Origin of the sequence: Candidatus Hydrogenedens sp. (genome assembly GCA_035361075.1) — a bacterium.
GTDB lineage: Bacteria > Hydrogenedentota > Hydrogenedentia > Hydrogenedentales > Hydrogenedentaceae > Hydrogenedens.
In genome coordinates, this window is record DAOSBX010000060.1 from 1 (window position 1) to 12,225 (window position 12,225).

A 12,225-nucleotide genomic window follows, 5' to 3' on the forward strand; every position below is an offset into this window, starting at 1 on the left:
GAAACGAGTCACTCACCGAGAAGACGTGCGTAAAACACTCGAGGAGTTTATTAAGTTTGATGACGGACCTGCGTTTCTCGAAGTAGTTGTAGACAAAAAAGCACTTGTGTTTCCGATGGTAGGCCCAGGTGCAGGATATAAAGATATGGTCACAGGTCCCTTTATCAAATCACGCGAAATTCCAAAACCAGAGGAAGAACCGCAAGACGCTTCTGACGCTTTTGCAGAAGCATTCTAAAAGTTGCAAATTCTGTTTTATCTAATCATTAGGGCGGTATAAACGCTATACCGCCCATTTTATTCTCGATTTTAACAGAACTACTGGAACAGGCCTAACTCCCTGATAATTCCTTTTCCAACTGTGCTACACGGTCAGGATGGTCAGATAAAATCCAGTTCACTTCAGATTGTAAATACTTTTTAATACTTTCCGGATTGTTGACCGTAAATACAAGAATTTGAATTCCTTTCTCCTTCATCTTTTTCATATCGTCATTAGTTATCTTAAAATAGTCCTCCATTTTTTCATTTATTGCCAACATCATTGCAGGTGGTTTGTATTCTTCCCATTTATTGTTTCGTAAAACTCTTAGAAATTCTTCAGCATCATAAGTGGTAAAACAAGTTTTAATTTGTGGTGCCTCGCTTCTAATTCTTTGAATAATCATTGGGTAAATTGATGCGAGGTAAACATTGTTAGTCATATTCCGCTTTAGGATAGGTTCAACAATGGGCTTTATGTTATCTACAAAAGGTTTAACTTCAAATAAAAATGTATGAGTTGGGAAGGCTTCAAGAACTTCGTCGAGTGTCGGGACTGTAATCCCCTTCCCACGATATGGATACGTCTGACCACCATCCGTCGTAAAATTAAACCCTGCATCCAACATTTTAATTTCTTTCAACGTCTTTTTACTGACCTGTCCCTGACCATTTGTTGTTCGTTCCACATCACTGTCATGCATAAGTACCGCAACGCCATCAGCTGTTAATTGTATATCCCCTTCAAGTAAGCAATTTTTCCATAGCGATGCCGTCTGTTGATAAGCAAACAATGTATTTTCGGGAAACAAAGCCTTTCCCCCACGATGTGCAGCTACTTTTGTTTGTATCCCTGATTTACCTTCTAAATCCGAAGCAGTAGCACCAGAAACTACAAAATTACAGCATGTCACAATGCTGATAACAACAAAACAGAGCCATTTATATTTACCACCCATAAAAAACTCCTTCATGTTTTGATTATTTTGACAGAAAAGCCTTAAACTAAGTTTCGTGATAAAATATAAGTATAATTTAACATTTTAACAGAAAGGAATATCTTATGGTGCAGTGGTTTGATAATCAAGTGGTAATAGTTACGGGAGCAGGTAGAGGTATTGGCTTTTCCACAGCCAAGCTGTTCGCCCAGTTTGGTGCTAAAGTGGTAATAAACGATTATGACACTGCTTGTGCAGATAATGCGGCAAGTGAATTAAAAAATGCTGGTTATCAAGTATTATCCGTACCAGGTGATGTTACTGACCCACAATATCCAGATTTGTTAATGAAAAAAACAGTTGAAGAGTTTGGAAAGATTAATGTCATCGTAAATAATGCAGGCTACACATGGGACGGTATGATACATAAAATGAGCGATAAACAATTTATGGCAATGTTAGAAATCCATAACGTCGCACCGTTCCGCATCATTCGTTCTTCTGCTCCATATATGCGTGAAGTTGCAAAACAAGAAAAAGCAGAAGGTAAAACCCCAGAACCGAGAAGCATAATCAATGTGTCTTCTCTATCAGGATTGCATGGCAATGTAGGTCAGGCAAATTACAGCACTGCCAAAAGTGGAATTGTTGGGTTAACAAAAACCATCGCTAAAGAATGGGGTCCTTTCGGAATTCGTTGTAATGCAGTGGCATTCGGATTTATCGAGACACGACTGACCCAAGACCAAGAAACAGGAGAGCAAATAGAGGTAGAAGGTGAAAAAGTACAGTTAGGAATTCCTGCTCACATGAAAGGGATGATAACCATGCTTATTCCTTTAGGTCGACCAGGCACACCAGACGAAGCAGCTGGTCCCATTGTATTCCTCGCTTCACCCCTTGCCTCATACATTACAGGTATTTGCTTAGAAGTTACAGGTGGATTACAAGTCTAATTTATGAAACCCCGAAATGACATACAGCTTGTCCGAACAATACCCGAACGGTGTAGGATCTGCTATACCTGCGTCCGCGAATGCCCCGCAAAAGCAATACGGGTAGTCCATGGACAAGCAGAAGTCATTCCAGAACGTTGTATTGGCTGTGGAAATTGCGTTAAGGTTTGCAGTCAAAAGGCTAAAGAAATATACAGCCCTATTGACGAGGTTATGCAAGTACTTAAAAACAAACAGCCCACCATCGCTTTATTAGCACCAAGTTTTCCCGCAGAATTTTCAGACTGTTCGCCATATCAGGTTTGTGGAGCATTAAAACAACTTGGATTTACTTATGTAGTAGAAGTTGGTGCAGGTGCAGACCTTGTATCACGAGCGTATCGAAATCTTTTATCAGAAAATCCAGGACGTTCCTATATTGCCACAACATGCCCCGCCGTAGTTGCATATGTAGAACGATATTTCCCTCAATTAGTTCCTTTTTTGGCTCCAGTTGTTTCTCCTATGGTGGCAACTGCAAGAGCGACACGACGAATGTATGGAAAATGCTTCTTTGTCGTATTTATTGGTCCCTGCATTGCAAAGAAAGGTGAGGCACAATCCGAATCACTTGCTAATGAGGTAAATGAAGTTCTAACCTTTGCAGAAATGAGACAGATTCTTGATATAGCACTTCCAAATTGGAAAATAGACTCTAAAGAGATTCCCTTTGACCCTCCTATCTCCGGCCCTGGGAGCCTCTTTCCTATTAGCCGTGGCTTAATACAGTCCGCATCAATTCCAGAAGATTTAACAACGGGCAATGTAATTGTCGCAGAAGGCAGGTCAGACTTTGTCGAGGCGATTCGCGAGTTTGATGAAGGACATTGCCGACCCCATCTATTAGAAATATTAGCCTGTGAAGGTTGTATCATGGGACCTGGCTATTCACAAAAAGCAACACTATATAGAAGGCGTTCCTATGTAAGCCAGTATGTGCAAAATAAATTAAAACATATTGACTGGCAGTTATGGCGACAACAAATGGCTCTTCTGGCTCAAATTGAAATGTCCCGCAAATATATCCCCTATGAACAACATTCACCACAACCAACATCTGCCCAAATTGAAGAGATTATGCATACCTTAGGCAAGTTTAAGCCAGAGGATGAATTAAATTGTGGAGCGTGTGGTTATGATACTTGTTTAGAACACGCAATAGCGATTTATAATGGACTTGCTCAGACAGAAATGTGTTTACCCTTTACCATTCAGAGATTAAGAGAAACAATACAAAATTTGGCAGAATCAAACAAAAAATTAGAAAAAACACAAGAAAACCTTATGCAAGCTGAAAAATTAGCAAGTGTCGGCCAGCTCGCTGCAGGTATTGCTCATGAACTTAACAATCCATTAGGCGTATTGCTCATGTATGCACATCTACTTCTGGATGAACATGGTATTGATGAGTCTCTGAAAGAAGACCTAAAAATGATTGTAACACAAGCAGACCGTTGTAAACGGATTGTTTCTGGACTACTACATTTTGCAAGACAAAATAAGATTAACATTGAAACAACAAATGTGCCAAGACTTATTGAACATGCATGTAAATTGGTTATTATCCCGCCAGAAATTAATGTTAAAATAGCTGACCACATGAAAAATCCAACAGCAGAATTAGACAAAGACCAAATCATTCAAGTCTTAACCAATTTAATCACGAACGCAGTACAGGCAATGCCCCATGGTGGCACCTTAACACTCATAACAGAAGATTCACCAGATGAAATATATATCACAGTAGAAGATACAGGGACAGGTATCCCAAAAGAAAATGTAACCAAAATATTTGAGCCTTTCTTTACAACAAAAGAAATGGGGAAAGGCACAGGAATGGGGCTTGCCATTACTTACGGCATTGTGAAAATGCACCGTGGGCAAATTACCGTAGAATCAAATGACAATCCTAAAGATGGCCCAACAGGAACAAAATTCTATATTTCACTTCCAAGGTATGCTACGCCCGCAAATGAAGTTAAAGAGATGGATATGAAAGATTGGTTAGAGGCACAAGAAGTTATAGAAAATTCACAAAATACTGCTACGTAATATAAACAGAGGATGTGCTTTATGAGAGAAGAAACTTTCAATGTATTAGTTGTAGATGATGAACCTGGAATACGTATTGGAGTTGCCCGCGTCCTCCAGAATTTTTCTATTGAATTAACAGAAGTAGATTGTAAAGTATCTTTCACTGTAGATACGGTAAACAGTGCGGAAGAAGCCATCGAAAAAATTAAAACAAAGCCACCACATATCCTTCTGTTAGACAATAAACTACCTGGAATGAGCGGTTTAGAAGCGTTAGAAAAAATTGTTGCAATGAAATTATTAGAAACATATACAGTCATTATTACTGCTTACGCTTCTATCGAAACGGCTGTTAAAGCAACCAAACATGGTGCCTACGACTTCCTTCCAAAACCGTTTACCCCAACAGACCTTAAAAGCACAATACATAAAGTAGTAAAACAACTCATTATAGAAAGAAAAGCAAGAGAACTGGAAGAAGAGAAAAAACGGATGCGTTTTGAGTTTATCTCATTACTTGCACATGAACTCAAAGCACCCTTAAATGCTGTAGATGGTTACCTCCGAATATTAAAAGATATGAACATGAATGATAATCCTCAATTGTGCCAAGACCTTTTAGAACGTTGTCTCATTCGTAACGACTATATGCGGAAAATGATTAATGACCTCCTTGATCTAACACGCATAGAGTCAGGACAGAAAAAGAGGGATATTACGGAGGTCAATTTAAATGAACTGGCAAAATTAGCCATTGAAACCTCTTTAGTTGAGGCACAAAAACGAAACATTACCATAACACTTCATGCTGAAGAGCCCGTCATAATACGTGCTGACCGTGATGAAATGATTATTATTCTAAATAACCTCATCTCGAACGCAGTCAAATATAACAAAGACAATGGGAAAGTAGATATCTATCTTCAAAAGGAACATAATAAAATTATTATTAAAGTTTCCGACACTGGTATAGGAATGACCCCCGAAGAATGTGCAAAGCTATTCCAGGACTTTGTGCGGATACGCAACAAAAAAACGGAATCTATTTTAGGAAGTGGATTAGGTTTGTCCACAGTTAAAAAACTTGCTCAAATTTATGGTGGCGATGTTTCGGTTCATAGTGTTCCTGATGAAGGAAGTACCTTCACAGTAGAACTCTGCGATTACCTTGAAAAAGATGCAAACCCTTCCTAACCCTGTTAGTCCATAACTCACCCTGTCCGATGCGTCCGACCCGTCCTACGTATCCGACCACCCTAACAATTAACCATTCGTATTTAAGCCTAACAATTTACTATTATTTAAATAATATTTATAAGTGAGGTTATTAATGAAGCATTTAATTTATTATTCATTAGTATTGTTAGTATTGGCTCTACCTTTGCTAAACATCTCTTGTAATGCTTACTTTGAAAGCAAGAAGAAAGTAGACGATAAAATGCTCTCCGAAGAAGAACGAGATGTATTAATGAAACATTCACCATCAAATGTTGACAATACGAATCTAAAGAAAAATATCGGTGATATAGAAAATGATTTACACTTCCTATTATGCATCCCTTCCTCAAAAGTACCCTCAAATGCAAATATACAAAAAGAAGAAGGGAGCCATGGAAAAGTATCACGGATGGAAGTGAAAATAACATCCCCATACCCTAAAGAAATGTTTGTAGAGTTGAGTATCTTGCCACGTGGCACTATTGACTATAAAAAATACCCTGTTCGAGTTGATGGTAAAATTATACGTGATGGAGAGACAATTAATGAATTCAAGACCGTGATTACTGCGTTAGAGAGTAAAGCTATACCAGTCCCGATGGACAACATGTATCCCTTACGATTTGAAGTAAAGTTATGGGATACAGAGCCAGAAGGAGATTCAACAATGCTTTTGTATGCACAAGCAAAATTGTCTTTATATTCGCCAGAAATAGACCCCAATACAATCTATCAAGATAAAGGGGACTTGAAGCCAATAGAGGAAACAGAAGTATTAAGTAATCCACTAAGGATAACATTAATGAAAGGCAAATAAAATGAACATTGTTTGTGTAGGTGCTCACCCAGACGATGCAGAATGGTATGCTGGTGGAAGCATGGTATATTGGGTAGAGAAAGGACATACCGTTTACGCCGTTTCTGTTACGAACGGCGATATTGGACACCATATTATAGAGCCCGAAGAATTAGCCCAAATACGACGTATAGAAGCCCAAGAATCCGCCAAAAGAGGGGGGTATAAATCCATTATCCTGGATTTTCCCGACGGTTCATTAATGCCATCATTAGAAGCACGCAAAACCCTTGTTAAACTATTGCGTGAATTAAAGGCAGATGTAGTTTTGACACATCGCCCCGTTGATTATCATCCCGACCATAGGGCATGTGGTATTCTTATACAGGATTCAGCCTTCCTTGTAACTGTGCCCCATTTTTGTCCTGAAACACCCTCTCTAAAACAAAGTCCAATCTGTCTTTATATGATGGATATCTTTCGTAAACCACTACCATTTACTCCAGACTTCGCTGTTGATATTACAAATATAATAAATAAAAAATGGGAATTACTCGATGCAATGACGTCACAAATGTATGAATGGCTCCCTTGGTTAGATGGTCAAATAGAATCAGTTCCCAATAACCCCGAAGAAAGAAAAAAATGGCTCATGGAGAGATGGGACGCTCTGTTTAGAATGCCATCTATCTACTATCGTTCGCTGTTTGAGAATGAATTGAATCAATATAAAGAATCCTTTGAATATGTTGAATTTTTCGAACAATGCGAGTATGGAAGACCACCTGCTCGAACAGAACTTGAAAGTTTATTTACACTGATACGACAAGGACAGGACAGATTAATATAAATTAAATGAGGAAAAAATAAATATGATTAAAAACTCGTTATTATTAGGTTGGTTCTTGTGTGCCATATTATCGTTTAGTGTCTGGTGTGAAGACATTACGGGGACTTATGCCCGCATTATCTCTCAGGGACATGGAGAAGTAACAACAACACCAACACATGTAGATTTCGAATTTACTCGATTAGCACAAGATAGTAGTTTCGACCTTGCATTTAAATGTATCCAGGATTTTGAAACAAAACTACGATTAAAGTTTACAGAAGAAAGTCCACGTCCTGTTGAAATTCAAGTTATTGGTCCACTATATCGTTTGGAGAAAGAACCACAAATAGAAGTTCAAGCCAGAGTTAGCTTCTCTTTGGCAGGCATTGTAGCCGTAGAAAACGGTCCTCAACTTTTTGCAAAACTATGGGATAAAATGAGGGCGATGGCAAATGAATTCTCTGCGGAACTAAAAGGACCATATTTGCGAGTTCAAAATGAAGAAATGGTTATTCGTTCTGCTATTAACTCTGCAATCGAAAATGCTTATCCCTATGCAGACGCATGTGCCGCTTCATTGAAAGGCGGTATCTATGCCGTTGATAAAATTGAAGTTAACAAAGTAGATTGGGACTATGCTGGAAAAAAAGAAGGCGATGCTATCTCACTATCAGAAATCCGTTGCAAAGCATCCGTCACTGTTACATACTTGGTAGGTCAGTTATAATTATCCCTTAAGGAGTGTCGCTTTCTTAGGATTGTCAAAAGGTATCCAAAAGTAAAATCCAATATCCTTGTCATATTTTATTATTCCGCCATGTTCTTCAATAATTTCTTGGACAAGGGATAAACCTATACCGAAATGATGGGATTTTTTAGTTGTTGTGAATGGAACAAAAAGTTTGTTTATAAAATCTTCTTTTATCCCAGGACCATTATCGTGTATAGCAACTACAACGCCATTATTTTCCTCATTACATGATATTTTAATAAGTCGCGAATGCGGTTCACTGCTTTCATTTAACTCAACATTATCCTCAGCATTTTTAATAAGGTGGATAAGGGCAAATTGTATCCCAGTGGTATCAACAACAATCGGTTTTATTGGGGTCTCTATATGCTTCTCAATATCAATTTTGAGCACCTTATGATAGTAACTACGTAGAGTAAGCACCTTATCTATAAGTTTAGGAATTTCTACCAATGCAACTGACAAATCTTTTGCACGTGTAATTGTATAGAGACTATTAATGATTTCCGCACAGGCTCGGACACTGTCAATAATTTTTTCAATTAACCGTTTATGCTCCTCATTTAATGACGGCTCCAACTGCAATAATTCCGCATACGCCATTATAGCACCTAAGTAGTTATTAGCATCATGAATAACACTATTAATACATAATCCTGTAGTGGCAATCTGATGTAATTTTTTTAATCGTTCATCCCAGTCGGGAAAGATTTGATGAAACTCCGATTTGCCCACAGTTAATCCTTAACATTTACAGGTTGAAGAATACTATTTAAATCTAATACTTCTGTAATTGATTTTTCAAACAAAACAGAGCCCTTCGAAGAATCTGAATGAAAGGAAAAACCTAATAAAATAAGCAGAGACACTAACAGCATCCTCTTCGCCCGATCAGGAGTGTTTGTTTTTTAAAAGGTAGTCCCCGCATCCCTGCTAACACACCTTATTATTCATCTGTTCCAGTTATAGTTTTTAGTGCCCGTTTTTGCCAAATCTTGCCACCACAGCACCAGCAAACTCGCTACATTTTACCTCTTGGGCTCCTGTAGTTAATCGTGCAAAGTCATAAGTAACAATGCGGTCCTGAAATGTCTTTGTCAAACCACGAAGTATTACTTCAGCAACTTCATTCCAACCGATATATTCAAACATCATAACCCCAGATAGGATAAGACTACTTGGATTAACTTTATCCAAGTTTGCGTATTTTGGTGCTGTTCCATGAGTCGCTTCAAAAATTGCGAAACCATTCTCATAGTTAATGTTAGCACCTGGAGCAATTCCTATCCCGCCGACCTGAGCAGCTATTGCATCGCTCATGTAATCCCCATTAAGATTCATTGTGGCAATAACATCAAATTCACGAGGGCGAGTTAAAATTTGCTGTAAGAATATATCCGCAATTGTATCCTTAACAAGGAGTTTATTTCCTGGATCCCCATTACAATCATTCCAACAAACAGCAACATCTGCAAATTCTTCACGTACTAATTCATACCCCCAGTTCAGAAAGGCACCTTCAGTATATTTCATTATATTCCCTTTATGAACAAGGGTAACGGAACGTCTCCCATGGGCTAATGCATATTTTATTGCGGAGCGGATAAGCCTCTTTGAACCTGTTTCGCTAATAGGTTTAATACCGATTCCAGAATCAGGCTTAATTTTCCAGCCGAACTCCTTTTGACAGAACTCGATAAGTCTCGTTGCCTCTGGTGAGCCCGACGGAAATTCAAAACCCGCATAAACATCCTCTGTATTTTCACGGAAAATAACAACATCAACATCATTTGGATTCTTTACTGGACTCGGAACACCCGGAAAATAGCGAACGGGACGAACACAAGCAAATAAATCAAGCATTTGCCTTAGTGTTACATTTAAACTCCGAAAACCACCACCGACAGGGGTCGTTAATGGCCCCTTTATTGTAATTCGGTACTCTCTAATCTTCTCCAATGTCTCATCCGGAAGATAGGTATTAGCAATCTTTTTGGCTTTTTCACCTGCATATAATTCCATCCAGGCAATTTTCCTTTTCTTGCCGTAACAAAACTCCACAGCCGAATCAAATAAAAATTTAGACGCTTTCCATATATCAGGACCTATTCCATCACCTTCTATGAAACCGATAATAGGTTGATTTGGAGTTTGCACCATTCCATCTTTAAAAACTATTTTTTCACCTTTCGGAACGTTAATTAAAGAGTTTGCCATCCTTCGACCTCCTTCTAAATATGATAATTACCATCTCAGAAATTATCAGTGTGTTGATTTATTCTTTGCGGAAAATGAACGCTCCGCTCATTTAGTTAGCTTCAGGTAAGGATAGTAAGCGTGCTTCAAGGATGTGAGGCAATTTTGCACAATCATTGAGCACATCTTCTGATAGAGGTTGATCAAGATTCAAAACAGTGAGAGCAAGCCCACCTCGGGTATCTCTGCCCAACATCAAGTTAGCAATATTTATACCTGCCTCACCTATTCGTGTGCAAAGCCTCCCAATAACAAGGGGCTTATCTTCATTACGGCAAACCAACATGTGCCCCTCTGGCTTTGCATCTACACGCATCCCATCAATACTGCATATACGTGCATCTGTTTTATGGAACAATGTGCCCGTTACAACATGCGACTCCTGGTCTGTCTCTACACGAAGGGATATTTCAAAGGCATAGTTAGAAGGACGTGCTGTCTTACGTTCATTACATTCAATGCCACGTTCTTTAACTTGTACTGGTGCACTCACCATATTAACAGTTTCCACTAACGGCTTCAAAAATCCTGTCAAAATAGCCGCAGTAATAGGATACGTATCGGTCACACCTATCTCGCCTGCATACTCAATTTGCAGTGATGTCGGACGACCGCGAGTATACAGCGATTGGAACATCCCGAGTCGTTCTCCCAAATCAATAAGCGGTTGGAGTGTTTTACGTGTTTCTGGGTCGATACTCGGAACATTTACCGCATTTACGATAGCTCCTGTTGTTAGAAAATCGACCATCTGTTTCGCAATATCAACCGCCACTACTACCTGAGCCTCTTCTGTCGAGGCAGCAAGGTGTGGAGTTAAGATAACATTATCTAAACCAAGAAATGGATTATTCACTGGCGGCTCAGAAGTATAAACGTCAAGGGCTGCACCTGCTATTATTTTCTCACGCAACGCTGTAGCCAAATCCTCTTCATTAATAATACCACCCCTTGCACAGTTTACGATACGGCATGTAGGCTTCATCTGTTTTATTTGTTCCAGACGAATCATATTATTCGTCTTTTCTGTTTTGGGTGTGTGGACTGATATAAAATCAGACTGTTGTATCAATTCCTCTAAACGTACCAACTCCACTCCTAACGATTCAGCTTTCAATGGTGTTAAAATCGGGTCATGTGCAAGAACCTTCATTTCAAATGCTAATGCACGTTTTGCCACAGCGCCTCCTATCCTTCCTACACCTATAATGCCCAACGTCTTTCCGCGTAATTCTACACCCATAAACTTTTTACGGTCCCACTTCCCAGCCATCATAGAATCATGAGCCGCTGGTATATTTCGGCAAAGTGCTAACAGAAGAGCGAAGGTATGCTCACAGGCGGATATAGTATTTCCACCTGGAGTATTCATCACAACAATGCCCATTTGCGTGGCATAATCTTTGTCTATATTATCCGTCCCAGCACCAGCCCTACCGATAACTTTTAAGTTTTTCGCATTAGCAAGAGCTTCCTTCGTGACTTTCGTGGCACTACGAACCACTAATCCATCATACTGGTTGATGATTTGTGCTAACTCTTCAGGTTTTTGAGGCGGTTTTACATCAATTTCAAAACCTGCCTGCTTAAATACCTCAATACCCTCTTCACTTAAATTATCTAAAACAAGTACTCTTGGCATTTTCTTTTCCTTTCTTTATTGCGCCCAATTTGGTTAACCCTAAAATTTAATAATAGATTTTATAGTTTATCAAAAATAATACCAAATTCGCAAATATTAGTAAAAATACATTTTATAAAACAATAATATATTTTGCATTGATTTAGTGTGTCAAACCCTATATATATATTACAAACTATTTGCAATATATATTTTTAAGTTATTTTGTACAAATAACTTGTAGGTTTTCTATGTTTTGTTAACTACATCGGGTTTTTTCTGAGAGATTAAGAGTAAAACAATCCCAACCAATAAGAAATCAACAAATATTTTTAGCGGATGTGAACTTTTTGAACAACCACAATTCGTATTTTCATTTTGGTTGTTAATATCATTGTTACCCTCTGGTTTGTTTATTGTGCCTTCGTTATGAGAGCCTTCCGCAGGATGCCCTTCATTGATTCCTTCACCCTCGTCTGTTCCTTCCTTGGTTTGTCCTTCCGTAGTAGCACCTTCGGCAGAT

Annotated in this window: 12 protein-coding genes; 7 read left to right on the plus strand and 5 right to left on the minus strand. The window is 38.7% G+C overall.

All coding sequences use genetic code 11. The features are described 5' to 3' along the window. The coding region (locus PLJ10_12920; GenBank protein ID HOK10547.1) for an acetolactate synthase, large subunit, biosynthetic type at positions 1-238 on the plus strand (238 nt) is incomplete at its 5' end. A gap of 94 nt (positions 239-332) precedes the next feature. On the opposite strand, the gene PLJ10_12925 is transcribed toward PLJ10_12920, so the two are convergent. After that, entirely contained in the window at positions 333-1,220 is an 888-nt protein-coding gene (locus tag PLJ10_12925) for a glycerophosphodiester phosphodiesterase family protein (GenBank protein ID HOK10548.1), read from the minus strand. 104 nt (positions 1,221-1,324) lie between these two features. Between PLJ10_12925 and PLJ10_12930 the strand changes: the two genes are divergently transcribed. From PLJ10_12930 to PLJ10_12955, 6 genes are all read left to right on the plus strand, one after another. Then, a complete protein-coding gene (locus PLJ10_12930; GenBank protein ID HOK10549.1) occupies positions 1,325-2,155 on the plus strand; it encodes an SDR family oxidoreductase in 831 nt (276 codons plus the stop codon). A 3-nt stretch (positions 2,156-2,158) separates the two neighbouring features. After that, positions 2,159-4,246, plus strand: a complete 2,088-nt coding sequence (locus PLJ10_12935) for a [Fe-Fe] hydrogenase large subunit C-terminal domain-containing protein (GenBank protein HOK10550.1) — start codon at positions 2,159-2,161, stop codon at positions 4,244-4,246. A gap of 21 nt (positions 4,247-4,267) precedes the next feature. Next, the gene (locus PLJ10_12940; GenBank protein HOK10551.1) at positions 4,268-5,422 is read left to right on the plus strand and encodes an ATP-binding protein; all 1,155 of its coding nucleotides are present in this window, start codon (positions 4,268-4,270) and stop codon (positions 5,420-5,422) included. Positions 5,423-5,558: 136 nt separating this feature from the next. After that, on the plus strand, positions 5,559-6,263 hold the full coding sequence (locus tag PLJ10_12945) for a hypothetical protein (GenBank protein ID HOK10552.1): 705 nt from the start codon (positions 5,559-5,561) through the stop codon (positions 6,261-6,263). 1 nt (position 6,264) lies between these two features. Then, positions 6,265-7,092, plus strand: coding sequence for a PIG-L family deacetylase (locus PLJ10_12950; protein ID HOK10553.1), 828 nt, complete (start codon positions 6,265-6,267; stop codon positions 7,090-7,092). A gap of 22 nt (positions 7,093-7,114) precedes the next feature. Beyond that, positions 7,115-7,801 (plus strand): hypothetical protein, encoded by a 687-nt coding sequence (locus tag PLJ10_12955; protein HOK10554.1) that lies wholly within the window; start codon positions 7,115-7,117, stop codon positions 7,799-7,801. Here the strand turns inward: PLJ10_12955 and PLJ10_12960 are convergent, their stop codons facing one another. The 4 genes from PLJ10_12960 to PLJ10_12975 form a co-directional block, all read right to left on the minus strand. Continuing rightward, complete coding sequence (locus PLJ10_12960) at positions 7,802-8,560, minus strand: HAMP domain-containing sensor histidine kinase (protein HOK10555.1); 759 nt, start codon at positions 8,558-8,560, stop codon at positions 7,802-7,804. A 237-nt stretch (positions 8,561-8,797) separates the two neighbouring features. Continuing rightward, positions 8,798-10,042, minus strand: coding sequence for an isocitrate dehydrogenase (NADP(+)) (icd, locus tag PLJ10_12965; GenBank protein ID HOK10556.1), 1,245 nt, complete (start codon positions 10,040-10,042; stop codon positions 8,798-8,800). A gap of 91 nt (positions 10,043-10,133) precedes the next feature. After that, entirely contained in the window at positions 10,134-11,723 is a 1,590-nt protein-coding gene (gene serA, locus PLJ10_12970) for a phosphoglycerate dehydrogenase (GenBank protein ID HOK10557.1), read from the minus strand. A gap of 228 nt (positions 11,724-11,951) precedes the next feature. Beyond that, positions 11,952-12,225 (minus strand): hypothetical protein (locus PLJ10_12975; GenBank protein ID HOK10558.1); only part of this gene is annotated, 274 nt, incomplete at its 5' end.